The sequence below is a fragment of the Lentisalinibacter orientalis genome (assembly GCF_040706535.1).
Taxonomy (GTDB): domain Bacteria; phylum Pseudomonadota; class Gammaproteobacteria; order Steroidobacterales; family Woeseiaceae; genus Lentisalinibacter; species Lentisalinibacter orientalis.
Window position 1 is genome coordinate 1,389,083 of sequence record NZ_JAPDRJ010000001.1, and the last position, 23,841, is coordinate 1,412,923.

Here is a 23,841-nt window from a genome sequence, read left to right on the forward strand (position 1 = left end):
CCATCCGCTAGAATCCCCGCGATGACCACCCGCTGTCCCATAGTTCGCCGCCCGACCGGCACGCTCGTCACCGCCGTCATGGGCCTGGCACTGGCCGGCTGCGCCGCGACCGGCGGTCAGGAAGCCGCCGAGGGTAACGTGCGCTGGATCGACACGCTGGAGGAACGTGAGCCGATCGCAGCCGACCGCTTCGAGCTGGCGTCGCCGGGCCAGAGCGTGGTCGGCGAGGTGCAGATCATCCAGGCGCGGGAGTCCGACACCTTCTCGGACATCGCGCGTGCCTACGGCCTGGGGTACGACGAACTCGTGCAGGCCAACCCGGGCGTGGACCCCTGGCTGCCGGGCGAGGGCGCTATCGTGGTGCTGCCCACCCAGTTCGTGCTGCCGGACGCGCCCCGCGAGGGCATCGTGCTGAACATCGCCGCCAAGCGCCTGTTCTACTTTCCGCCGGCGGACGAAGGCGAGGCACAGACGGTGATCACCCACCCCATCGGTATCGGCCGCGAGGGCTGGGAGACGCCGACCGGCACGGCCGAGGTGATCGACAAGGCCCGGGATCCGGTGTGGTATCCGCCTTGGTCGGTGCGCCAGGAACACGCCGAGGCGGGGAAGCCGCTGCCGGCGGTGGTGGAGCCGGGCCCGGACAACCCGCTGGGCAACCGGGTACTGCAGCTCGACATGCCGGGCTACCTGATCCACGGCACGAACCAGCCTTACGGCGTGGGCATGCGGGTGAGTCACGGCTGCGTGCGGCTCTACCCGGAGAACATCGAGACCCTGTACGAACAGGTGGATCGGGGCACGCCCGTCACCATCGTCAATCAGCCGCTGCTCTACGGCCGCCGGGCGGGGGAGTTCTATATGGAGTCGCATCCGATGCTGGCGGAGGACGAGCGTGATCGGGACGCGCTCCTCGAGGAGCTGATGGAGCGGGCCAGGCAGGAATCGGGTGCGTTCGCCGAGGAACACGAGCGCGCGAACGCGCGGCGTGCGGCCGCCGATGCGAGGGGCGTCCCCATCCGCGTGCTGAGCCGGGACGACAACGAGCTGGCGCGCCGCGTGCGCCTGGTGGCGAATGTCGTCGAGCCGGATCCGGACGCACCCACGCTGGCCGAAGTGGCCGAGCTCATCGACGAGATGATGATCGAATCGGACCCCGACGCTGACGCGGGCGAGACACAACAGGAGGCCGGGGTCGAGTGAGCGACATCAGTGAATGGCTGAAGGTGATGCTGGAGGAGATCGACCGCAAGGAAGAGGAATCCCGCGAGTCCCGCGAGGACCAGGCACCGGCGAAAGACGACAAGGAGAAGGGCGTCCCGGTGCGGCCGGGCGAAGGCGGCAATGACCCAGGAGAGAAAAAGGATGACGGATGAACCGCAACAGGGCGCCGAGCCGGTGCTGACCGGCAGCGCGTTCCTCTACGAGCAGCCGGAACTGCTGACCCCGGAGCAGCACGGTGCGCTGGGGCTGACGCCGCCGGAGCGCCCCTATGACTTCGTGCGCAACGTCCGTGCAATCCCGTTGACGCTGCCGGAGTTCGCCACCGCCCAGCGTCACTATCCGATCGTCTTCTCGTCCGTGGAAGACCCGGTGCCGCTGGCGGTGACCGCGATCCTGGACGACACCAACCTGTTCGTGGACGAGCAGGGGCAGTGGGACCCGATGTGCTACGTGCCGTCGTATCTGCGCTGCTATCCCTTCGGCCTCGCCACGGACGACCAGGGCCGCGGGGCGCTGCTCATCGACCGCAAGTCGGCCGCCGTCACGGCCGAGCCCCGTTATCCCTTCTTCGAGGGCGGCGAGCTCTCGGAGCACACGAAGCAGATGGTGCAGTTCTGTTCCCAGTACGAAGCCGAGCGCGCGCGTACCCGCGAGCTGTGCGAGCGGCTCCGCGACCTGGAGCTGCTGACGCCCCAGCAGGCCACCTACACGCCGACGGGCGCGAGCGAGCAGCAGACACTGGCCAGCTACGTCTGCGTGGATGCGAAGAAACTCACCGACCTGGACAAGGACACCATCTACGGATGGCACCGCTCCGGCGAGCTGTCCTGCCTCTACTCCCACCTCCACTCACTCGACAACTGGCGCACCCTGATGGCCCGCCGCCAGCTGAAAGCCCTGTAGGAGGGCCTTCAGGCCCGACCCGGCCCTGCCAGACTCCGTTCTTTCCTGGCCGCCCTGCGGGCGGACACGGGTTGCGGGGTCGTCCTCGATGCAGCGCAGACTTCGATGGGCATGTAGGAGGGGTTTCAGCCCCGATTAGCGCTCGGCCACCTCAAGCGAAGATCGGGGCTAAAGCCCCTCCCACATGAGCGTCCCCGCGGCCCGTGTCCGCCCGATGGCGTGCCAACGTCAAGAGAAGGTGATATCGGCCGGGAAGAGCGGAATCGGGCCTGAAGGCCCTCCTACCTGTTGGATTCGAAATAGCGCGCCAGCGGCTCCGGCAGGCCCGGGCGGATCGGGTGGTCGGCGGGTGCGTCCGTCGGTGCCGAGCTGTAGGTGTTCCAGAACAGCACCGGGCGGCCGTCGAGACGCCCGGCGTCCGCGTCAGCCAGCAGGCCGGCCAGTGCCTTGCCCGAATAGGTGGTCTCCAGCGTCAGACCGAGTTCCGTCGCCGCCCGCTCGACCGCCCGGCGCGCCGCCGCGGTGGGCACGGCGTAGCCTTCGCCGAGGAACTCGTCGCGCACCTCCAGGTTCAGCTCGTCCTCGCGCACGGGCGGGAAGGATGCATCGAGCCGGTGCAGCAGGGCGGCCGTCTTCGCGCCGAGCCGCCGGGTGCGCGCCTCGTCGGCGACCTTCTCGATGACCACGCGGACGGCGACGACGCGGCTGGACAGGCCGGCAGCCTTGAGCCCGACGGCAAGCCCGGCCACCGTGCCCATGGTGCCGAGGGGCAGATAGACGCGTTCCGGTTCCGGTGCCTGGCCGGCGCGGACCTGGGCGGCGAGTTCGAAAGCCGCATTCACGTAGCTCACGGTGCCGTGCCAGGTGGACCCGCCGATGGGGATGACCCAGGGGCGGTGCGCGGTATCCGGGCCGCGGAACAGGTCCCGGTACAGCGCGAGGCGCTGCTCCCGGCTGCCGCCCCAGGGCACCAGCTCGGTGCCCAGCGCGAGATGCCGGTTCAGCGTGCGCCGCACGGCCGGGCTTGCCGGCTGGGGGCCCAGCAGGCAGGTGCAGCCGAGACCCAGGCTGGTGGCATGCACGGCCGTGGCCAGCGCGTGGTTCGAGCCCGCCGCGCCGAAGGTGGCCACCGAGCGATGACCCCGGGCGATCGCCTGGCCGAGGGCATACTCGAGTTTGCGCAGCTTGTTGCCGCCGTAGTCGGGATGGGTGAGATCGTCCCGCTTGATCCAGAGCGGCAGCCGGTCGGTCCGACGGCATTCCAGCGGCGTCGGGAACAGGCCGAGGAACTCCCGCGGCAGACGGTTGAGCCCGCCGTGGGAGTGTTCGAGATAGCTGTAGCCGCGCGGTGTCTGCATGGGCGGGCCCGGTCGATGCCTGCCGGCATGGTAACTCCCCGCGGCAGGCCGTAGAATCAGGGCCTGGACGCTGAGGCACCAGGGGCGATCGGCATTTGAGCGATTCGACCGACACCGGCATCACCGTGGGGGAGATGCCGGCCGAGGATCAGTCCATACCGACTGGTCCCGATACCACCGCCGCTTTCATCGGCCGCGCGCTCTGCGGCCCCATCAACCACCCCGTCACCGTCGGCTCTTTCTCCGAGTTCTCCCGCCGCTTCGGCGGCCACTGGCGGCTGAGCAGTCTCGGCCCGGCCGTAGAGCAGTTCTTCGCTCATGGCGGCCGGCGCGCGATCGTGGTCCGCGTGGCGAACGGTGCCCGCGGCGCCAGGCTCACGCTGCCGGCCGGCGATGCCGGTCTGACGCTGGCGGCGCTCAGCCCGGGCGCCGGCGAGACGTTCCGCGCCTCCGTGGACTATGACGGCATCGACGGACGCCCGGGCACCGACGGCAGCCGTTTCAATCTGACGGTGCAGCGGCTGTCGCCGCGCACGCGCCTGATCGACGACCAGGAGATCTTCCGCGGCCTCACCTGCGCAGAGGGCGCCGAGAACAACGTCCGCGATCGTCTGCTTACCTCCCGGCTGGTGCGCGTTGCCGGCCCCTTGCCCGAATGCCGTCCGGATGCCACCCGTTCCGGCGGCGCGGACCGGGTGGTCTCCTACGTTCAGGCCGGCGAGCCGGGCACGGACGGGCAGCCGCTGACCGACTACGACCTGATCGGCTCGGCGCGGGACTATACCGGGCTGTTCGCGCTGGAAGGCGCGGCGCACTTCAGCTTCCTCTACGCGCCGCCGATGGGCGGCGGCCGCGATCCCGGGCCGGCCTTCCTGATGGCGGCCGAGCGCTATTGTCAGCGCCGCGGCGCCATGCTCATCGTCGACCCGCCGGCTTCCTGCCGCAGTTTCGCCGAGCTGGATCTGGCGCTGCGGCGGGACGGCTTCCGCAGCCCGCAGCTCCTGACCTACTTCCCGCGCATGACCGACCGGCGCCGGCCGGACGACGGCATCGTGGCGGTCGGCGGCGCGCTGGCCGGCATCCTGGCCCGCAACGACGACAGCGGTCATGTCTGGACGTCCCCGGCCGACGGGTCGGCGTTCCTGCGCGATCTGCGTCCGGCGGTGGAACTGGACGATGCGGAAGCGGCGGCGCTGCATCGCCACGGGGTGCAGACGTTGCGCCGCGGCGACGACCGGCGGGTGCGTGCGACGGGAGACGTCACCTTCACCGGCAGCGTGTTCGGCGGCGCACGACGACTCGGTACCGAGCGACTGATCCAGTTCGTCCTGCATCGCGTCGAGCGGTCCACGCGCTGGGTGCTGTTCCGCCGCAGCGAGCGCGCGTTGTGGCAGGCGGTGGAGCGCCGGGTGGGCGATTTTCTGCAGGCGCTGGAGGCGGACGGCGCCTTCGCCGGCCGGGGCGGCGCTGCGTGGTTCGTGCGCTGCAATTCCTCCACCAATACGGCCGCCCAGCAGGGCAGGCCTTCGGTCGGCCTCATCATCGGCTTCCGGCCCGTCGGCGAGACGGAGATGCTGGTGTGGTCGCTGGTGCAGGAACCGGCCGGGGCGCGGATCAGCCCCGCGGCCTTCGCCGGCGCCAGCGCCGCGGCGGGCTGAAGACCGCCCGGATCAGGCGCGGGCCGGCCGCGCCGTGATGTACATGCGGATCACCGCGTGCACCACCTCGGTGCCGTCTTCTCCGCGCACGGACACCTCCACTGCCACGTCCTCGCCGTCGTCCCACTGCGTCTCCGGCAGGCGGGCCGTCGCCGTCACGTCCGTGGCCGCCTTGGCGAGGTACTCGATGGACATGCCCCGCGGGATCCAGCGCCGGTCCGCGGGGATGGCCGCCTCCATCAGCACACCGGCGCAGAGCTCGCAGAGGTTGGCGCAGGCGAGGGCATGCACCGTGCCGATGTGATTCTTCACCTTGCGCCGTTTGCGCACCCGCGCGGTGACGTGATCCGGCTCGATCTCGAGGATGAGCGGCGAGATGGACGAGAAGTAGGGTGCGCGCAGACACACCGCGCGGGTGAACAGCCAGCGGCCCAGCGGCCAGCGCGACAGCCGGCGCCACAGTCTCAGAGCGGAAGTCTCAGTCGTCATGATCCGGTTCCTCGTGTGCCGGCGCGCCGTAACCGCCGCCGCCGGGCGTCTCGATGATCACGGCGTCGCCGACGCCGACCTCGCGTGTGTCCACCGCCGCCAGTTCCTCGATGCGGCCGTCTGCGCGGCGCAGGCGGTTGCGGCCCACGGCGCCGTCGCCGCCGCCGGCCAGGCCGAACGGCGGCACGCGCCGATGACCGGACAGTATGGAGACGCCCATGGGCTGCAGGAAGCGGATGACGCGTCGGCAGCCGTCGCCGCCCCGCTGCCGGCCGCAGCCGCCCGAGCCCGTGCGGACGGAGAACTCCTCCACCAGCACCGGGAAGCGGCCTTCCAGCACCTCCGGGTCGGTGAGGCGGGAGTTGGTCATGTGGGTCTGCACGGCGTCGGCGCCGTCGAAGTCCGGCCCGGCGCCGGCGCCGCCGGCGATGGTCTCGTAGTACTGGTGCTCGTCGTCGCCGAAGGTGAGGTTGTTCATGGTGCCCTGGGAGGCGGCCAGCGCGCCGAGGGCACCGTAGAGCGCGTCGGTGACGCACTGGGAGGTCTCCACGTTGCCGGCGACGACGGCCGCCGGATAGCGGGGGCTCAGCAGCGTGCCCGGCGGCACGCGGATATCCAGCGGTTCGAGACAGCCGGCGTTCAGGGGGATGGGCTCTGCCACCAGCGTGCGGAACACGTACAGCACCGCCGCGCGGGTCACCGACTCCGGCGCGTTGAAGTTGCTCGGTGACTGCGGGCTGGTGCCGGTGAAGTCCACCAGCGCGCGGCCGTCCCGGACGCGGACGCTCACCCGGATGGTCTCGCCGCTGTCCATCTCGTAGACGAACTCGCCGTCGTGCAGGCGGGCCAGCAGGCGGCGCACGCTGGCGGCCGCGTTCTCGCGCACGTGATCCATGTAGGCGTGCACGGTCCCGGCGCCGTAGCGGTCGATGGCGCGGTCGAGCTGGCGTATGCCTTCCTCGTTGGCCGCGAGCTGGGCCTTGAGGTCGATCAGATTGCGCCGCGGGTTGCGGGCGGGCCAGTCACCGCCGCGGAAGATCTCGAGGACCGCCTCGGTCTGCAGCTCGCCGCCCCGCGCGAGGCGTACGTTGTCCAGCAGCACGCCTTCCTCTTCGATGCGGTGGCTCGCCGGCGGCATGGAGCCGGGCGTGAGTCCGCCCACGTCGGCGTGATGGGCGCGCGAGGCGAGCCAGAAAGCCGGCTCTGCGGCGTCACCGCCGGGGAAATAGGGCGTCACCACCGTGATGTCGGGCAGATGGGTGCCGCCGTTGTAGGGGGCGTTCAGCATCCACGCGTCGCCGGGGCGCACGTCGCCCGCGTTGGCATCGATGACGGCGGCGACGCTGTCGCCCATCGAGCCCAGGTGCACCGGCATGTGGGGCGCGTTGGCGATGAGCCGTCCGGCCCGGTCGAACACGGCGCAGGAGTAGTCCAGCCGCTCCTTGATGTTCACCGAATGGGCGGTGTGGCGCAGCACGGCGCCCATCTGCTCGGCGATGTGCATGTAGAGGTTGTTGAAGACCTCCAGCATCACCGGGTCCGCTTCGCGGGAGACCCGCTCGGCGGCCGGCGCCTCGCGGCGGGTCAGCAGCAGATGGCCGTGCTCGTTGAGCTCGCCCTCCCAGCCCGGCTCGATCACCGTGGTCGCGTTGTCCTCGATGACGATGGCCGGCGACGGGATGCGCTGGCCCGCGCCCAGTTCGGCGCGGTCGTAGACGGGCACGCGCCGGTACCCGCCCTGCAGCCAGACCTCGGTGTGTTCGAGAGGCTCGGGCGGCGCGTCCGTCGCTCCCGGCCCGCTGAACCCCCGCGGCAGTTCGTCGCGGCCCCGGGCCTCCACCGTGATGGAGGCGAGCACCAGGGGTTCGTCGCCGGGCGCCACACCGAAACGGGTGCGGTGGGCCTCCGCGAAGGCCGCGGCCACGTCCTGCGGGCTGCCGCCGGGGACGGTGAGTATCGTGTCGCTGCCGGCCACCCGCAGGCCGTAGCGCACCGCGACCTCCAGCGCGTCGCCGGCCAGGCCCTGGGCGGCGAGTTCGTCCCGGCACTCCGTCGTCAGCCTGGCCCGGGCCGCCTTCGCCGTGTCCGTCGCGTCTTCGACCGGTATCTCGATGCTCTCGGTGCGCGAGGCGATGAGATCGGCCAGCCCCATGCCGTAGGCCGAGAGCAGGCCGGCCAGCGGATGCAGCCAGATCGAGCGCACGCCGAGGACGTCGGCCACCCTGCAGGCGTGCTGGCCGCCGGCGCCGCCGAAACAGCACAGCGTGAAGTCCCGTACGTCCTCGCCGCGTTCCACGGTGATGCGGCGGATGGCGTTCGCCATGTTCTCGACGGCGATCCGGAGATAGCCCTCGGCGACTTGCTCGGCCACGCCCTCGGCCACTCCCTCGGCCTCCTCCTCGGCGGTCGGCGTCCGGCCGGTGTCGGCGCCGGCGGCCTCCGCCAGCGCCTCGAGCGCCGCCAGGCTCGCTTTCCGGTCGAGCGGCTCGTCGCCGCCGGGCCCGAACACGGCGGGGAAGTGGGCCACCGGGATGCGGCCGAGGGCCACGTTGGCATCGGTCACCGTGGCGGGGCCGCCGCGCCGGTAGCAGGCCGGGCCCGGGTCGGCGCCGGCGGATTCGGGGCCGGCCTGGAAGCGCCCGTCCCGGTAGGTCAGCACCGAGCCGCCGCCCGCCGCGATGGTGTGGATCTCCATCATCGGCGCGCGCAGGCGCACCCCGGCCACCTCGGAGTCCAGGGTGCGCACGTACTCGCCCGCCCAGGCCGAAACATCGGTGGAGGTGCCGCCCATGTCGAAGCCGATCAGCCGCTCGAGGCCGATTGCGCTCGCCGTCTGCACCATGCCTACCACGCCGCCGGCGGGACCCGACAGTACCGCGTCCTTGCCGCGCAGGCGTGCCGCATCGATGAGCCCGCCGCTCGACTGCATCATCTGCAGCCGCTCCGGCGCCGCCACCGGCGCCAGTGCTTGGCCGAGCCGCTCCACGTAGCGATACAGCACCGGGGAGAGATAGGCGTCCACCAGCGCGGTCTGGGCACGGCTCACGAACTTGATGACCGGGGCCGTCTCGTGGGACACGGAGATCTGGCTGTAGCCGAGTTCCGCGGCGATGGCGGCGATGCGCTCTTCGTGGGCCGTCCAGCGATAACCGTGCACCAGGCACACGGCCACCGCCGTGATGCCGCGCTCCCGGGCCGCCGCGAGGTCCCGGCGCAGCGCCGCCTCGTCCAGCGTCCGGAGCACCGTACCGTCGGCGCCGACCCGCTCTTCGGCCTCGATGATCTCCGTCTCCAGCGGGGCGGGCTTCCGGATGTGCAGCGCGAAGATATCCGGCCGGTTCTGGTAGGCGATGACGAGCGCGTCGCGGAAGCCTCTGGTGACCACCATGGCGACCGGTTCGCCCCGTCGCTCGAGCAGGGCGTTGGTCGCGACGGTGGTGCCCATCTTCACGGCATCCACACGGGCCCCGGCATCGCCGGCGGCGGCAAGCAGCCGGCGGATGCCCTCGACGGCCGCGTCGTCGTACTGCCCCGGTGATTCGGACAGCAGTTTGGCGGTGACCAGTTCGCCGGCGGGCGAACGGCCGATCACGTCCGTGAACGTGCCGCCACGGTCGATCCAGAATTGCCAGCCGGCGTCATGCATCCGGCAGAGTGTACCGTCCTGCCCGCCTCTCGTTCTTTCCTGGCCGTCATGCGGGGGTATCCATCTTGCTCCCGACAAAAGGTCGCGGCGATGGATACCCCCGCATGACGGCCGCCTCCTGGTGGCCGAGCGGATCCGCCAGTCAGTGACGTCTGCTGACTGGTACCAGACCTCTCGGCTACGGGCCTGTCAGCGGGTGGGCAAGGGTGGCGGGGTCGTCCTGAATTCGGCACGGCCTCGATGGGCATGTAGGAGGGGCTTTAGCTCCGATTAGCGCTCGGCCATCTCAAGCAATGATCGGGGCTAAAGCCCCTCCCACATGAGCGTCCCCAGCAGGACACCCCACCCGATGGCGGGCCAACGCCGATAGAAAGCCGGGTCGGGCCTGAAGGCCCTCCTACGGGTGTTGCAGTAAGATGGCCGGCGCATGGAGCAGAACGACGTCATCCTCTACACCCTGATCGCCTACGGCATCGCGCTCGTGGGCATCGGCGTATGGGCACAGAGCCGCAACCGGGACAACACCGACTACTTCCTGGGCGGCCGGCGGCTGGGGCCCTGGCTGGCGGCGCTGAGCGGCTCGGCGAGTTCGTCCTCGGCCTGGACGCTGCTGGCCGTCAGCGGCGCGGCGTATTCCTGGGGGCTGTCGGCGCTGTGGCTGTTCCCGGCGACGTTGAGCGGCTTCCTCATCAACTGGTTCCTGATCGCGCCGCGCCTGCGGGTGCTGTCCCGGGAGACCGGCGCCATCACGCTGGCGGAGATCATCGCGCCGGCCGAGTTCGGCGCGGCGCGCAAGACGGTGCTGCGGGTGGCCGCCGTGATCGTGCTGTTCTGTTTCATCTTCTATATCGCCTCCCAGTTCGAAGGCGCGGGCAAGGCATTCCAGTCCCATTTCGGCTGGCCCCGGGAGGCGGCCATCCTGACCGGCGTGGCGATCGTGCTGGCGTACACCTTCCTCGGCGGGTTCTGGGCCGTCTCGGTGTCGGACATGGTGCAGGGGCTGATGATGGTGGCCGCGGCCGTGCTGGTACCCGCCGCGGCGCTCGTGGCACTCGGCGGCGTCGGCGAACTCGCGCCCCGGCTGGCAGCCACTGCTTCGCCGGTCGAGCTGTCACTGACGGGTCCGTTCACCGGCGCCATGGGCGTGGCGTTCGTGCTCGGCACGCTGGGTATCGGCCTCGGCTATCCGGGTCAGCCCCACGTGGTGAACCGTTTCATGGCGCTGCGCGACGAGCGGTCGCTCAGGCAGGCACGGGTCATCGCCATCTCCTGGGCGGTGCTGGTCTACGCCGGCATGCTGCTGCTCGGGCTCTGCGCCCGGGTGCTCTACGACATCGCCGACGGTGAGCAGGTGCTGTTCGAGGTCTCGGCGCAGGCGCTGCCGCCCTTCGTCGCCGGTATCGTGCTGGCGGCCGTGCTGTCGGCGATCATGTCCACCGCGGACAGCCAGTTGCTGGTGGCGGCCTCTTCGGCGGCGCACGACTGGAACGCGGGCACGCCGGGGCGTACCTCGAGTCTCCTTGTATCCCGGGTCACCGTGGTCCTGCTCTGCATCGCGGCGGCCCTGCTGGCGATCTTCGTCGCAGAGGACATCTTCACCCGCGTACTGTTCGCCTGGCACACCGTGGGCTCGGCCTTCGGCCCGCTGCTGCTCATGCGCGTGCTCGGCTATCGCGTCGGCGCGCGTGGCACGCTGGCAACCCTGCTCGCCGGCTTCGGGCTGACCGTGATCCTGCACTGGCTGCCCCACACGCCGGGCGACGCCGCCGAGCGGCTGATCCCGCTCGTCGTCGCGCTCACGATCGCCTGGGTTGCCCGCCATTCGGGAAACGACTGACGCGATGAGTGTGCGTTGATCGCCGCCGCAATTAGACTGTCCTGCCTATGAAGGTCGATCGCATCCTGCGCACCGTGCTGATCCTGGCGGTGATCCTGCTGTTCGTGGCGGTGATCGCGGGCATGCTGTTCATAACCGAGTCCGCGCTCAACGTCTGGGACCGCCTGCGCGAGGCGCCGGCATGGCTGGTCTTCGGCTATGCAGGGGTCTTGCTCGCCATTGCTCTCGCGGCCGTCTGGATCGTCTGGCGCTTCCTGCTGCCGCGGCGCTCCCGCCGGGAGGAGGAGAAGCAGCCGGTGTTCTCGGAGGAGGCGCTGAAGGACCGGCTGACGGCCGCCGAGGCGGCCGGTATCGACGTGGTCGCCGCCCGCGGTGAACTCGCCGCCCTGGACGAGCGGCGGGCGACCGGGCGCATCCATCTCGCCCTGTTCGGCGAGATCAGCACCGGCAAGAGTTCGCTGCTCCGCGCGCTGGTGCCCGGCGCCGAAGTCGATACGAGTCCGGTGGGCGGCTCCACCCGGGAGATTGCGCGCTATCAGTGGCACAGCCCGAACGGCGAGGAAGTGGTGCTGACCGACGTGCCAGGCACCGGCGCCGTCGGCGGCGAGTTCGATGCCGTCGCCCGCGAGGAGGCGCTGCGCGCCCACGTCGTGCTCTATCTCTGCGACGGGGATCTCAGCCGCCAGGAAGCCGGGGCGCTCGGGCAGCTGGTCGGCGTCGGCAAACCCACCATTCTGGTGCTGAACAAGACCGACCAGTACACGGAAGAGGAGCTCCATCAGGTGATGGAACGGCTGCAGGCCCGCCTGCAGGATCTGAGTCCGGAGGCGCCGGCCGTCGCGGTGCGGGTGAGCGCCCGCGCGGACGAGGCCGTCATGGAAGAGGATCCGGACGGAGAGCTGGTGGAGCGGCGGCGGACGCGCGAGCCCGACATCGCCGAGCTGGTGCTGGCGCTGAACGAGCAGCTCGCCCGTGGCCGCGACGACATGGACCGACGCCGCGATGCGGCCGTGTTCGCGCTCGCCACCGAGAAGCTGCAGGCGGCGGAGACCGCCTACCGGGCGCGCCGGGCCGAGGAGATCATCCGCTCCTATACGCGCAAGGCCGTCATCGGCGCGCTGGCGGCGGTGAGCCCCGGCACCGATATCGTCATCCAGGGCTATCTGGGCACGGCGATGACCCGGGCCCTGTCGGCGCTGTACGGCATCTCGCCGCGGGATCTCGACATCGAGCAGTTCCTGAACCTGAGCCAGAGCCGCGTGGGCCGGGCGCTGCCGCTCACGCTGGCCGTGGCCGGCAACGGGCTCAAGGCCTTCCCCGGCGTGGGCACAGTGGCGGGCGGGCTGGTGCATGCCGTAGCCTATGGCCTCATCTTCGATGCCCTGGGCCGCAGCCTGGTCCAGGCCCTCGCCGCCCGGGGACGGTTTTCGCCGGAGGCGGCCGCCGAGCAGTTCGAGGAAAATCTGAGTGAGTATCTGGAAACGGGTGTTCGGCGCGTGGCGCAGATCGCCCTCCGGGAACAGGCGAGACGGCGGGACGAGTAGGGCCGGCGGGGTTGCCGATCCTATAGCCGATCCTACAGCCAATCCCGCGGCCGACCCGAGCGGCGATCATCTCGACCTGGCCCGGGAGAGCCTGCGCGAGCTGCTGGGCGACCGGCGTCTGCCCGCCGGCGTGCGCGAGGCGCTGGCCGACGACTACCGACAGGTCCAGGCGATGCTGGACAAGCTCGAGCACGGCCACCTGCACATCGCGGCCTTCGGCCGGGTGAGCACCGGCAAGTCGTCGCTGCTGAACGCCCTGATCGGCGAGACCCGCTTCACCGTCAGCCCCCTGCACGGCGAGACCCGCGAGAGCGCCATGCACGCCCTGCGCGAGGAGGAGGCGGGCGGCGTGTTCGTCATCGATACGCCGGGCATCGACGAGTCCGGCGGCGAGGAGCGCGAGGCGCTGGCCCGCGAAGTCGCCGCCCGCGCCGACCTGGTGATGTTCGTGGTCGACGGCGACATCACGGCGACGGAATTCGATGCCCTTCGCACGATGGTCCGGCTCGGCCGTCCCGTGGTGCTGGTGCTGAACAAGGCCGACCGCTACGACGACGCCGAGCGCGACGCGCTGCTGGCGGCGCTGCGCGGCCGCGTCGACGGGCTGATCGACGCGCGCAACGTGATCGCGGCAGCGGCCGACCCCGCGCCACGGACCGTGATCACCCGCGGGCCCGATGGCGAGGAGCGCGAGACGCGCCGCCGGCCGCCGGCGGACGTGGAGGCGCTTCGTCTCAGGCTGTGGGACATCCTGAATCGGGAAGGCAAGACGCTGGCCGCGCTGAACGCATCCATCTTCGCGGCCGATCTCACCGACAAGGTGGGGCAACGCATCGTGCAGGCCCGGCGCAAGGTGGCCGAGCGGGTGGTGCGGACCTACTGCATCGGCAAGGGCGCCACGGTGGCGCTGAACCCGGTACCCGTGGCGGATCTGTTCGCCGCCGCCTTCGTCGACGTGGGCATGGTCGTGCACCTGTCCCGGATCTACGAACTGCCCGTGGCCCGCCGCGAGGCCGGCTCGCTGGTGCGGGTCATCATGACCGAGGCAGCCGCGCTCATGGGTACCGTCTGGGCGGTGCACTTCGTCTCCAGCGCGCTGAAGGTGGGCACCGGCGGGCTGTCCACGCTGGTGACCGCCGGCGCCCAGGGCGCGATTGCGTACTACAGCACCTACGTGGTCGGCCGCGTCGCCGACGAGTATCTCGCCCAGGGCAAGTCCTGGGGCGAGGGCGGGCCGAAGCGCGTCGTCTCGGAGATCCTCGCCAGCCTCGACCGGGACACGATACTGCGCGAGGCGCGAGAAGAAATACGCCAGCGGCTGCGGGCGGCGCAATGAGGCTGGCCGGGCGCCGCAGCGAGCCCGACGCACTGGCGCGCGATCGCCGCAATCGCCGCAATCGCATCTGCGGAATGGTGCGCTCGATACCGCCGGGCTGTGTGGCCAGCTACGGCCAGATAGGCCGGCTGATCGGGCTGCCTCACGGCGGACGGCTGGTGGGGCGAGTGATGGCCTCGCTGCCGGACGGCAGCGACGTGCCCTGGCACCGGGTGGTCAACGCCGCCGGCCGCATCTCGCTGCCGCCGGGCAGCGATGCCTATCGCCGTCAGCGCGACCGCCTGCGCGACGAAGGCGTCACCGTGCTGCGGGGCCGTATTTCCATGGCGCGGTTCGGCTGGCAGCCGGACCTCGACGAACTCATCTGGAGGGCGGCGCCGGCCGCCGATGCCAACAGGGAGGAAACCCAGTGACCAGCGACCTCGACGTCATCTTTTCCCACGGCCAGGAGAGCGGCCCCTGGGGCAGCAAAATCACCGCGATGGCCGCGATGGTGCGCGAGTTGGGCGCCCGCGCCGACTCCGTGGACTACCAGGGCATTGAAGACCCCACCCAGCGGGTGCAGAAGCTCGTGGGCGTGCTGGGCGGCATCGACCGGCCGGCACGCTCGATCATCCTGGTGGGCTCCAGCATGGGCGGGCACGTCGCCACCGCGGCGAGCACCGTCCAGCCGGTGGACGGCGTCTTCGTGCTGGCGCCGGCCTACTACATGCCCGGCTACGAGGAACTCACTCCGCCGCCGCCGGACTGCCCGCTCGAGATCGTGCACGGCTGGCGCGACGACGTGGTGCCGGTGGAGAACAGCATCCGTTTCGCCCGGGAGTCGCTGGCCGCCCTGCACGTGGTGGACGGCGATCACCGCCTGACGGAGAACATCGCTATCATCAACGAACTGCTGCGCCTGTTCATCGGGCGCGTCATGGCGAAGAGGGGAGAGTGAGATGCGCAACCTGTTGCTGATCGGCGCCTGTCTGGCGCTGGCCGCCTGCGGCGGCGCGGACGACGAGGCCGCGAAGTCCGACCAGGCCTATGCCGACGAACCCTATGAGGACCGCGAGACCGTCTTCGACCCGATGACCGACACCATCGATCGCGCGAAGGAAGTGGAGGAGATGGGCAAGGACCGCAAGAAGGCCATGGACGAGGCGCTGGAGGGGGCCGAAGGGCGCGATCCCGAGTGAGCATGCGCCATCGCACGCGGGAGGGTCGACTGGCGTACCTCGGGCCCGGCGGGGAACGGGGCCGCGAGCAATACACCGTCACGGTCCACACCGATGGGCGGCGCATCCTGCGCGCCCGCAGCGAGATCGACGAGGGGGAGGTGCTGCGCGACGTGCTGTGCGCCGTCGACGCCGACTGGCGCCCGCTGGATGCGTTCGTGCGCCTCACGGTGGAGGATCGTTTCGTCGGCACCGGCTGGTATGTCTTCGACGAGGAGGGCGGCGCCTGCGAGTCCTTCAACGTCGAGGACGGCCGCTTGAGCCAGCTGCTCGATGCCGCCGCACCGCTGCAGACCTTCGGCAGTCATGCCATCGCCAGCGACGCCTGGATGACCACCGCCTTCGACTTCTCCCGCCCGGAGGAGGACCAGTGGGTGACGGGCAGCCTGATCAGCTCGCTCGCGTTCAACGGCTCGACCGGTCCGCGGCTGCACCGCATCAGCTACGGCCTGCGCTACCGTGGACGGGAGACGCTGGAGGTACCGGCGGGCGCACTGGAGACCCATCATTTCGAATTCCTGTTCGCGGGCACGGTGGTCGACTATCACCCGCCCTACCACGTGTGGACCACGGCCGACGACGACCGGCTGATCGTCAAGGCCCACGTGGGCGAGCCGAAGGACTATCTCTATCAGCTCGTGAGCCTGACCGGCTGACGCCCGCCGACGTCCATGCTGCTGCAGACGTTACTGGTCGCCCACATCGCCGTGCTCGGTTACTGGCTGGGCTCGGAGCTGGTCATCAATTCCACCTTCCGCTACGTCTCCTGCGCGGACGGCCTGCCGTTCGCGGAGCGGGACCGGCTGCTGGATCACGTCATGGACGTGGACCAGCACGTGCGTTACGCGCTGATACTGCAGCTCGGCCTGGGTACCGCGCTGGCGGCCCTGTACGGCTATGTGCCGGGCGGCGCGGCGCTCGCCGTCGTCGCCGGGCTTTTTGCAGCAGGGTGGCTGGTGCTCGTGGAGCTGACCCATCGCCGCCGCAGATCCTCCGCGGGAACGATGCTCGCGCTGGCAGATCATGCGGTGCGCCACGCCGTGATGCTGGCACTGCTGGTACTCGGCGCGCTGTCGCTGACCGGGCTCGTGCCGGCGCCGGGCTGGCTCGCCTGGAAGATGATCATGTTCGCCGGCGTCATCGTGTGCGGTGTCGGCATCCGGCTGGCGCTGGTTCGCTTTTTCGCGGTGTGGCAGGAGATCGGCGCGCACGGCAGAGACGCCGCGCTCGAGTCGCGCCTGCGGCAGGGCTACCGGCGTGCGACGGCCATCCTCGTCGTCCTGTGGCTGCTGATCGCCGCCATCACGGTGCTGAGCGTCGTGAAGCCGGCGCTCGCCTGAAGGACGCGCAAGCCGCCGGCTGCTAGGCGGCGAGCTTCTTCGCTATCTCGGCGACGTGTTGCCCCTGGAAGCGGGCGATCGTGAGTTCCTTCTCCGACGGGGTGCGGCTGCCGTCCGCATCTGCCAGCGTGGCCGCGCCGTAGGCGCTGCCGCCCATCACCTGGTCCATCGTCGTGAGCTCCTGGCAGGTGTAGGGCACGCCCACCACCACCATGCCGTGATGGATCAGCGTGTTGTGGAAGGAAGTGATGGTGGTCTCCTGGCCGCCGTGCTGGGAGGCGGTGGAGGTGAACACGCTGCCCGCCTTGCCGACCAGCTTGCCGTTCGCCCACAGGCCGCCGGTCTGGTCCAGGAAATTCCGCATCTGCGCGCACATGTTGCCGAAGCGTGTCGGCGTGCCGAAGATGATGCCGTCGTAATCGGCCAGCTCGGCGGGTTCTGCCACCGGTGCGTCCTGGTCGGTCTTGGCGCCGGACTCCTCCAGCACCTTCTCGGGTACGAGTTCCGGCACCCGCTTCAGCGTCACTTCGACTCCCTCGACGCCGTCGGCGCCGTCGGCCACCGCCTTCGCCATCGTCTCGACATGGCCGTACATGCTGTAGTAGAGGACGAGTATCCGCGTCATGTCGAGTCTCCCGGTGATCGTTCCTGCGAATCTGACCGCAGATGCTACCGGTAGTTCTTGCGCGAAGCACCAATGGACGCCGCGCTGCGCCACCCCGACAATCGGGTTTCTTCAGCATTAAGGATGCCGTCATGACAGGCGCCCCTGCCGCGCAGAACGTCGACGCCGTGCCCGTTGCCGCACTCGTTCCGTTCGTCCTGATCACCTTCGGCATCACCTGGGGCCTGTTCTGCCTGTTCATCTTCGCTCCCGATGCCGTGACGGCGGTGTTCGGCGAAATCAGCGGCCGCAACCCGCTGTTCTTCCTGGCGGTCTGGGCGCCCGGCATCGCCGCCTTCGTGCTCGTGTTGCGGCATGCCGGCCTGCGTGGGCTCAGAGGCTACCTTCGCCGGCTCACCCTCTGGCGCTGCTCGCCCGCCTGGTACGCCTTCGTGATCCTCGGCATTCCGCTGTTGTTCGTCGCCGGCGCGGCGCTGAAGGGCGACTTGGACGAGTGGTCCGGATGGTCGGGGACGGCGGGCGCGCTGGTCACGGCGCTCCTGGTGATGCTGTTCCAGGGACCCGTCGAGGAATTCGGCTGGCGCGGGCTCGCCCTGCCGCTGGCCCAGCGCCGGCTCGTCCCATTCTGGGCCGGTCTCGCGGTGGGTATCGTCTGGGCCGTATGGCACCTGCCGGCCTTTCTGCTGAGCGGCACGCCCCAGGGCGCGTGGTCGTTCACGCCCTTCTTTCTCGGCTCCATCGGGGCCGCGCTGATCGTGACCGCGCTGTTCAACGCCTCCCGCGGCAGCATTCTGCTACCCCTGTTCTTCCACTTCTGGCTGAACAATCCGCTGTGGCCGGATGCCCAGCCGTGGGACATGTATCTCTTCTGCGCGGCGGCCGTCGTGGTGGTCTGGCTGAACCGGGAGGCGATGTTCAGCCGGCAGGGCGCCGCGATCGGCGTCGTCACGAACCGCTATGCCTAGCCCTGTGACTGGGATGAGACGACTGTACGCGGCTGCGCTCGGCCTCGCGGCCGCCATCGCCCTCTCTCCGCCGGCCGCGGCCGATCCGACAGCCGCGTTCCAGGACGCGCTGGAGGCGCTGCACGCCGAACACGGATTCCCTGGCGCCACGGCCGCCTGCATCCTGCCCGACGGCTCGGTGTCGGTGGCGGCGACGGGACTCGCCGACGTGGACGCCGGCAGGCCGATGCGGCCGGATGACCGGATGCTGGCGGCCAGTATCGGTAAGACCTTTACGGGCGCGATGGCGCTGGCCATCGCGCGGGAGGGCAGGCTCGGGCTCGACGACCGCCTCGCCGAGTGGCTGGGAAAGGAGCCCTGGTACGAGCGGCTGCCCAACCACGACACGATCACGCTGCGCCACCTGCTGCGGCATCGATCGGGCCTGCCCGACCACGTCTACGACGAGGCCTTCGGCGCCGAGTTCGCGCAGCGGCTCGCGACCGGGCGCTCGTTCACGCCGCGGGAGCTGATCGGCTACGTCTTCGACGATGAACCCCTGTTCCCGGCCGGCGAGGGGTTCGCGTACACGGATACGGGTTACGTGCTGCTCGGACTGGTCATCGAGAAAGCCACGGGCGAGCGTTACTACGAGGGCGTCGCCCGGCGGTTCCTGGAGCCGATCGGCCTCGCGCAGACCACGCCGTCGGATCGCCGCGACCTGGACGGGCTGGTATCCGGCTACCTGGGTGCCGACAACCCATTCGGGCTGCCGGCGAAGACACTAACCGAGGACGGGTTGCTGGTCTTCCATCCGGCGCTCGAATGGACCGCCGGCGGCTTCGTCAGCACCTCGGGGGATCTGGCGCGCTGGGGCGCAGCCCTGTTCGGCGGGGAGGCGATGCCGGGAGACTATCTGCCGCTGCTGCTCGCCTCGGCGCCGATCGACCCGGCGCGGCCCGCCGCGCGTTACGGCCTCGGGGTCGCGGAGTTCCGCGGCGGGCATTTCGGTGACGTGTACGGGCACGCCGGCTGGATTCCGGGTTACACGTCCAGCCTGCGCCATTACGCGGATCACGGCGTGACGATCGCCTTCCAGGTGAACACCGACATCGGATTCACCGAGCCGGGCAGCGAACTCATGGGAGAGATCGAGGCGCGGCTCGCCGAGGCGGTCATCGGTCCCTGAGGCGCATGGCGGTCGTTGTCGCCGGAGAGCCGTCTCCCTAGACTGGCCCCATGAGCGAGAAGATCCTCAACGACATCACCATAGAAGTCACCCGCGGCGACATCGCCGAACAGACCGACATGGACGCGATCGTTAACGCGGCGAACGCGCAGCTCGAGACCGGAGGCGGCGTGGCCGGCGCCATCCATCGGGCCGCCGGGCCGGGTCTGGCCGAGGAGGGCCGGCAGTATGCGCCGATCGAGCCCGGCGAGGCGGTGATGACGGGCGCCCACGACCTGCCCAACCGTTGTGTCATCCATTGTCTGGGGCCGGTCTACGGTCGCGACGAGCCGTCCGGCGAATTGCTGGCCTCCTGTTATCGCGAGGCGCTGTCGCTGGCTGACCGGAACTCGGTGGCGTCCATTGCCTTCCCGGCGCTCTCCACCGGGGCTTTCGGCTTCCCGGCGGAACCGGCGGCGCGCATCGCGCTGGGCGCGGTCCTCGAGGCGCTGCCGAAGCTGTCCGCCGTGAAGCACGTCCGGTTCGTGCTCTTCAGCGACTCCGACGCGGCGCTGTACGAGGAGACGCTGCGGTCCCTGCAGGCAGACTGAGCGGCGCCGACGCTCGACGGCTACGGGTGTTCGCCGCGCTCGTGACTCCCCGGCCAATTTGCGGTAATTTATTCCCGCATATGGCAGACAGGGACGTCGGGGGACGTGGGGCATTCATTTCTTGATACGTTCGCAACGTCGGTGTTCATGGCGCTGGTCCTGGGCTTCGGCGGCAGTGAGGCCCAGTTCTTCAGTCTTGCGCATGCGCTCGCCGCGTTCGTCGGCACCGGCACCGGGCTGACGATAGCCCGCCTGCATACCCGCCCGCCACTGTGGCGCCTGGCGGTCGCCTCGTTCTGCGGGGTGAGCGTCGGCTACGGTCTTTTCGCGATTCTCAGCCCCGTCGGCTTGATCGACGTCGGCAATCTTGTCCGCGAGGCGTCCATCATCTTCGTCGCGCTCATGCTCGGCTTCGGCGTTTCGCGGATCAGCGCCGGTCCCGCGATACCGCGGCGTCCGGTACGCCGCCGCCCATCATGGAGGAGACGATGATGCGTCAGTTCCCGCTGGTTGTTCTCGTGGTTCTTTTCTCCGTCCCGTCCTGCGCTACGCTGGGCAATGATCGAGCAGGGGACGATCCGACGGCTGGCGCCAATGCAGCCACCCATGCGGCCGCCGCCACGGAGTTGCTGGAGGTCACCCGTTCCCGCGAGATGATGGAGCGCTCCCAGGCGCAGACGTTGTCGATGATCATGGAGTCGATCGAACTGGCCGGCGTCCGCCCGGAGGATCGGGGACGGTTCGAGCGGTGCTTCAGCCTGGCGAAGGACTTCATAGACCGCGAAATGTCCTGGGAGCGAGTCGAACCCGAGTTCGTCCGGGCCTACACGAACGTCTACGAGGAAGCGGAACTCCGGCAACTGATCGATTTCTACCGCTCGCCGGTCGGCAGGAAGATGATCGACCGTCAGCCCCTCCTGGAGGCCGAGGCACTCCGGATCATGCGTAACCTGATGGCTGACAGCCAGCCGCGGCTGATGGTGCTGCTGCGTGACGAGATGGAATCCGGAAGCCGGCGAGAGCCGGAAACGCCGGACTGGGCGGCAGGCGACACCCCGCCGGACGTCGCGTGGCCTCCCGCTCTGCATTGACGCCGGCAGACCGATGGAGATCGCCTGGATCGAATATGCACTGCTCGTAGCCGGCCTCTGTTTCGTGCTCATCGGCCTTTACGAGCGTTTCGGCCGTGACCGGCTGGCGAGGCGGCTGAAACTGGCTCCCGGCGAGGCGGAAGGATCCATCGAATCCGGGTTCTGTGGACAGCGAGGAGGGGGACGTTGCAGCTGAACGCTGAGGACCGCTCGATCGTCGAGCGAGCACGCTGGCAGGAAACTGCCTGGAGATACGGTCGCTACGTTCTGCTGATCGCGGGAGCGGGAATGCTGGTCTATGGTGCGATCGCGTCTTACCCCACCAGTCTCGAAGAACCCGCGTGCAGGTGTATGAACCCTTTCCTTCTGGTACCCGCAGGTACCTTCCTGTTCGCTGCGGTGATATTCGACTGGAACGACCGGCAGCGGCAGCTGCTTCTGCGCCTGGCCGGCGAACGCGAGGACCCGTCCTCGTCCTGACTCACCGCGTCCTTTGCGTCCGGATACTCGAGTCGGGATCGCAGAACGCCGCCATTCCGGTGAGTCCGGGTGTCGCCGCAGTGATCAGCTTCAGCGGAATGCCCGCCAGGTACTCCCGGTAGCGGCCCTTGTCCACGAAGCGTTCGGTGAAGCCCGAGCGGCGGAACAGGCCCAGATTCGCGGGCACGATGCCGCCGGCGATATAGACGCCGCCGAGCGCGCCGAACACGAGCGCCACGTCCGATGCGACGGTGCCGAGGAAGTCGAAGAACAGGTTGAAGGTGCGGATGGCGGCCTCGTCGCCGGCGCGTGCGGCCTCGCTGACCTCCCGCGCCTTCGGCCGGTCGCCGCCGTGCAGGCCCTGGTGCAGCCGTCCGATGCCCTCGCCGGAGAGTATGCGTTCCGCCGAGCAGTGGCCGAGTTCGTCCCGCACGCGTTTGATGACCCGCATCTCGTCGTCGTTGACGGCGGGCAGGGTCATGTGTCCGCCCTCGCCGCTCACGGGGATGTAGCCGACGTCGCTTATGACGAGGCCGGCCACGCCGAGGCCGGTGCCGGGGCCGAGAACGGCCACGCTGCGTCCCGGCAGGCCGGCGCCGCCGCCGATGTCGATGCAGTCTTCAGCGGGCAACGACGGCAGCGCGCAGGCGATGGCCTCGAAGTCGTTGATCACGTAGAGCTCCGAGAAGCCGAAGTCCGCCGCCAGCCGGTCCTGCCGGAACGACCAGTCGATATTCAGCAGGTCGACCTCGTTGCCCGTGACGGGTGCCGCGACCGCAAGCCCGGCCGCCTCGGGCGGGTTGCCGCCGAGCCGCTCCATGTAGTGGCGCAGCATCTCCTCGAGGCTCTCGAAGGACGCGTTCTCCATCACCAGCGGGTGCTCGATCTGGTGATGGGGCCGGCCACGGCGCCAGCAGCCTACGCGGCTGTTGGTGCCGCCGATATCCGCGATCAGCCAGCGGTCGGGCCCTGCCGCGATCATCGCCGCTTCTTCCTCAGGTCGGCGACGAAGCGGGTGCGCCAGGCGGTGATGTCGTTGCGCCGCAGCGTCTCCAGCATGGCCGCGTGGCGCTCGCGGCGCTCGTCTGCCGGCATGTGCAGCGAGCGGTTGATGCCGTCGGCCACGTCCTCGGTGTCGTAGGGGTTCACCAGCACCGCCTCCGTGAGTTCGTGGGCCGCACCGGCGAGTTTGGACAGCACCAGCACGCCCGGGTCTTCGGCATCCTGGGAGGCGAGATACTCCTTCGCCACCAGGTTCATGCCGTCGCGGATGGGCGTCACCAGACCCACCCGGGCGGTGCGCAGCATGCCCATCAGCGTCGGCCGGTCGAAGCCCTTGTTGAGATAGCGGATGGGCACCCAGTCCATGTCGGCGAAGCGGCCGTTGATCTGGCCGGCGGTGCGCTCCAGCTGGGCGCGGATTTCCTCGTAGGCGCGGATGCCCACCCGGGTGGGCGGGGCGATCTGCATGAATACCAGGTTGCCCTGGTTGGAGGGATAGCGCTCCAGCAGGCGCTCGTAGGCCTGGAATCGCCGCCTGAGACCCTTGGAATAGTCGAGGCGGTCCACGCCGATCAGGAGTTCCCGGTTGCCCAGGCTGGCGCGCATGCGCTGCACGTTCTCCGTGTCCTTGTTGGCCTCGGCCAGGGCCGCGATGCCGTCCACGTCGATGCCGATGGGATACACGTCGGCGATGAGCGAACCGCCGGGCACGTCGATGCGATTGCCCTCCGCGAGTTCGCCGCCGATGATCGGGTGGGTCATCGCCTCGCGGAAGGAGGCGAGGTCGCGCTCGGTCTGGAAGCCCACCACGTCGTAGGCGGACAGCGAGCGCAGCAGGTATTCGTGGTCGGGCAGCGCCTGCAGGACGTCGTAGCCGGGGAACGGCACGTGCAGGAAGAAGCCGATGGGCTGGTCCACGCCGGCGTTCCGGAGTTCGGCCGCGAGCGGGATCAGGTGATAGTCGTGCACCCAGATGATGTCGTCGGGTTCCAGCAGCGGCTTCAGCTTGCGCGCGAACAACGCGTTCACGCGCAGGTAGGCCTCGAACTCGCGCCGGTCGTAGAGCATGTAGCTCAGGAGGTAATGGAACAGCGGCCACAGCACCCGGTTGCTGAAGCCGTTGTAGTACAGCTCGTACTCGCGCTCGTTCAGGTCGATGGTGGAGAAGGTGATCTTGCCGCGGGTAACGTGCTGGGGGTCGTGGCTGTCGCTGGCGGTGAGCTTGCCGTCCCAGCCGAACCACACGCCGCCCTCGTCCTCCAGCGCCGCCAGCACGCCGACGGCCAGCCCGCCCGCGGCGGGCCGGTTGGGATTCGGCATCGCCACCCGGTTGGAGACGGTGATCAGACGTCCGTTGCCGCTCAT

General features: G+C 69.8%; 25 protein-coding genes. 19 read left to right on the forward strand and 6 right to left on the reverse strand.

What is annotated here, in order from left to right; genetic code table 11:
* Positions 1 to 21 precede the first annotated feature (21 nt).
* The 3 genes from ACJMK0_RS06170 to ACJMK0_RS06180 are packed head-to-tail and all read left to right on the forward strand — an operon-like array spanning position 22 to position 2,127.
* On the forward strand, positions 22 to 1,203 hold the full coding sequence (locus ACJMK0_RS06170; RefSeq protein ID WP_405236528.1) for a L,D-transpeptidase family protein: 1,182 nt from the start codon (positions 22 to 24) through the stop codon (positions 1,201 to 1,203).
* Entirely contained in the window at positions 1,200 to 1,376 is a 177-nt protein-coding gene (locus tag ACJMK0_RS06175) for a hypothetical protein (protein WP_405236530.1), read from the forward strand. Before ACJMK0_RS06170 ends, ACJMK0_RS06175 begins: the two co-directional genes overlap by 4 nt.
* Entirely contained in the window at positions 1,366 to 2,127 is a 762-nt protein-coding gene (locus ACJMK0_RS06180; RefSeq protein ID WP_405236532.1) for a SapC family protein, read from the forward strand. Before ACJMK0_RS06175 ends, ACJMK0_RS06180 begins: the two co-directional genes overlap by 11 nt.
* Positions 2,128 to 2,408: 281 nt before the next feature.
* Here the strand turns inward: ACJMK0_RS06180 and ACJMK0_RS06185 are convergent, their stop codons facing one another.
* A complete protein-coding gene (locus ACJMK0_RS06185) occupies positions 2,409 to 3,485 on the reverse strand; it encodes a 1-aminocyclopropane-1-carboxylate deaminase/D-cysteine desulfhydrase (protein ID WP_405236534.1) in 1,077 nt (358 codons plus the stop codon).
* 95 nt (positions 3,486 to 3,580) lie between these two features.
* On the opposite strand from ACJMK0_RS06185, the gene ACJMK0_RS06190 reads away from it, so the two are divergent.
* Positions 3,581 to 5,143 (forward strand): hypothetical protein, encoded by a 1,563-nt coding sequence (locus ACJMK0_RS06190; RefSeq protein ID WP_405236536.1) that lies wholly within the window; start codon positions 3,581 to 3,583, stop codon positions 5,141 to 5,143.
* Positions 5,144 to 5,155: 12 nt separating this feature from the next.
* Here the strand turns inward: ACJMK0_RS06190 and ACJMK0_RS06195 are convergent, their stop codons facing one another.
* Together ACJMK0_RS06195 and ACJMK0_RS06200 are read right to left on the reverse strand one after the other, a co-directional pair.
* Positions 5,156 to 5,632, reverse strand: coding sequence for a hotdog fold domain-containing protein (locus ACJMK0_RS06195; protein WP_405236538.1), 477 nt, complete (start codon positions 5,630 to 5,632; stop codon positions 5,156 to 5,158).
* Complete coding sequence (locus ACJMK0_RS06200; RefSeq protein ID WP_405236540.1) at positions 5,622 to 9,278, reverse strand: hydantoinase B/oxoprolinase family protein; 3,657 nt, start codon at positions 9,276 to 9,278, stop codon at positions 5,622 to 5,624. Before ACJMK0_RS06200 ends, ACJMK0_RS06195 begins: the two co-directional genes overlap by 11 nt.
* A 427-nt stretch (positions 9,279 to 9,705) precedes the next feature.
* Between ACJMK0_RS06200 and ACJMK0_RS06205 the strand changes: the two genes are divergently transcribed.
* The 8 genes from ACJMK0_RS06205 to ACJMK0_RS06240 are packed head-to-tail and all read left to right on the forward strand — an operon-like array spanning position 9,706 to position 16,555.
* Complete coding sequence (locus tag ACJMK0_RS06205; protein WP_405236542.1) at positions 9,706 to 11,115, forward strand: sodium/proline symporter; 1,410 nt, start codon at positions 9,706 to 9,708, stop codon at positions 11,113 to 11,115.
* A gap of 47 nt (positions 11,116 to 11,162) precedes the next feature.
* Complete coding sequence (locus tag ACJMK0_RS06210) at positions 11,163 to 12,659, forward strand: GTPase (RefSeq protein WP_405236544.1); 1,497 nt, start codon at positions 11,163 to 11,165, stop codon at positions 12,657 to 12,659.
* Positions 12,583 to 13,995 carry a DUF697 domain-containing protein gene (locus ACJMK0_RS06215; protein WP_405236546.1) on the forward strand — a complete coding sequence of 471 codons (1,413 nt, stop codon included), beginning with the start codon at positions 12,583 to 12,585 and terminating at the stop codon, positions 13,993 to 13,995. Before ACJMK0_RS06210 ends, ACJMK0_RS06215 begins: the two co-directional genes overlap by 77 nt.
* Positions 13,992 to 14,408 (forward strand): MGMT family protein, encoded by a 417-nt coding sequence (locus ACJMK0_RS06220; protein ID WP_405236548.1) that lies wholly within the window; start codon positions 13,992 to 13,994, stop codon positions 14,406 to 14,408. Before ACJMK0_RS06215 ends, ACJMK0_RS06220 begins: the two co-directional genes overlap by 4 nt.
* The gene (locus ACJMK0_RS06225) at positions 14,405 to 14,935 is read left to right on the forward strand and encodes an alpha/beta fold hydrolase (RefSeq protein ID WP_405236550.1); all 531 of its coding nucleotides are present in this window, start codon (positions 14,405 to 14,407) and stop codon (positions 14,933 to 14,935) included. Before ACJMK0_RS06220 ends, ACJMK0_RS06225 begins: the two co-directional genes overlap by 4 nt.
* A gap of 1 nt (position 14,936) precedes the next feature.
* A complete protein-coding gene (locus ACJMK0_RS06230) occupies positions 14,937 to 15,176 on the forward strand; it encodes a hypothetical protein (RefSeq protein ID WP_405236552.1) in 240 nt (79 codons plus the stop codon).
* Positions 15,177 to 15,178: 2 nt separating this feature from the next.
* Positions 15,179 to 15,871 (forward strand): DUF3108 domain-containing protein, encoded by a 693-nt coding sequence (locus tag ACJMK0_RS06235; RefSeq protein WP_405236554.1) that lies wholly within the window; start codon positions 15,179 to 15,181, stop codon positions 15,869 to 15,871.
* 15 nt (positions 15,872 to 15,886) lie between these two features.
* Positions 15,887 to 16,555 (forward strand): hypothetical protein, encoded by a 669-nt coding sequence (locus ACJMK0_RS06240; protein WP_405236556.1) that lies wholly within the window; start codon positions 15,887 to 15,889, stop codon positions 16,553 to 16,555.
* Between the two features lie 22 nt (positions 16,556 to 16,577).
* Here ACJMK0_RS06240 and wrbA read toward each other — a convergent pair whose 3' ends face one another.
* The gene (gene wrbA, locus ACJMK0_RS06245; RefSeq protein WP_405236557.1) at positions 16,578 to 17,180 is read right to left on the reverse strand and encodes an NAD(P)H:quinone oxidoreductase; all 603 of its coding nucleotides are present in this window, start codon (positions 17,178 to 17,180) and stop codon (positions 16,578 to 16,580) included.
* A gap of 131 nt (positions 17,181 to 17,311) precedes the next feature.
* Between wrbA and ACJMK0_RS06250 the strand changes: the two genes are divergently transcribed.
* From ACJMK0_RS06250 to ACJMK0_RS06280, 7 genes are all read left to right on the forward strand, one after another.
* Positions 17,312 to 18,145, forward strand: a complete 834-nt coding sequence (locus ACJMK0_RS06250; protein WP_405236559.1) for a CPBP family glutamic-type intramembrane protease — start codon at positions 17,312 to 17,314, stop codon at positions 18,143 to 18,145.
* A gap of 13 nt (positions 18,146 to 18,158) precedes the next feature.
* A complete protein-coding gene (locus ACJMK0_RS06255; RefSeq protein ID WP_405236560.1) occupies positions 18,159 to 19,313 on the forward strand; it encodes a serine hydrolase domain-containing protein in 1,155 nt (384 codons plus the stop codon).
* A gap of 50 nt (positions 19,314 to 19,363) precedes the next feature.
* Positions 19,364 to 19,903: a macro domain-containing protein gene (locus tag ACJMK0_RS06260; protein WP_405236562.1), complete on the forward strand. Its 540-nt coding sequence runs from the start codon at positions 19,364 to 19,366 to the stop codon at positions 19,901 to 19,903.
* Positions 19,904 to 20,050: 147 nt separating this feature from the next.
* On the forward strand, positions 20,051 to 20,395 hold the full coding sequence (locus ACJMK0_RS06265; RefSeq protein ID WP_405236564.1) for a hypothetical protein: 345 nt from the start codon (positions 20,051 to 20,053) through the stop codon (positions 20,393 to 20,395).
* Positions 20,392 to 20,994, forward strand: coding sequence for a DUF2059 domain-containing protein (locus ACJMK0_RS06270; RefSeq protein ID WP_405236566.1), 603 nt, complete (start codon positions 20,392 to 20,394; stop codon positions 20,992 to 20,994). The genes ACJMK0_RS06265 and ACJMK0_RS06270 overlap by 4 nt, the downstream gene beginning before the upstream one ends.
* 13 nt (positions 20,995 to 21,007) lie before the next feature.
* The gene (locus ACJMK0_RS06275) at positions 21,008 to 21,190 is read left to right on the forward strand and encodes a hypothetical protein (RefSeq protein ID WP_405236568.1); all 183 of its coding nucleotides are present in this window, start codon (positions 21,008 to 21,010) and stop codon (positions 21,188 to 21,190) included.
* Positions 21,181 to 21,474, forward strand: a complete 294-nt coding sequence (locus tag ACJMK0_RS06280; protein ID WP_405236570.1) for a hypothetical protein — start codon at positions 21,181 to 21,183, stop codon at positions 21,472 to 21,474. The genes ACJMK0_RS06275 and ACJMK0_RS06280 overlap by 10 nt, the downstream gene beginning before the upstream one ends.
* A 1-nt stretch (position 21,475) precedes the next feature.
* On the opposite strand, the gene glk is transcribed toward ACJMK0_RS06280, so the two are convergent.
* Both glk and otsA read right to left on the reverse strand, forming a co-directional pair.
* On the reverse strand, positions 21,476 to 22,456 hold the full coding sequence (gene glk / locus ACJMK0_RS06285; RefSeq protein WP_405236571.1) for a glucokinase: 981 nt from the start codon (positions 22,454 to 22,456) through the stop codon (positions 21,476 to 21,478).
* Complete coding sequence (gene otsA, locus ACJMK0_RS06290; RefSeq protein ID WP_405236573.1) at positions 22,453 to 23,841, reverse strand: alpha,alpha-trehalose-phosphate synthase (UDP-forming); 1,389 nt, start codon at positions 23,839 to 23,841, stop codon at positions 22,453 to 22,455. Before otsA ends, glk begins: the two co-directional genes overlap by 4 nt.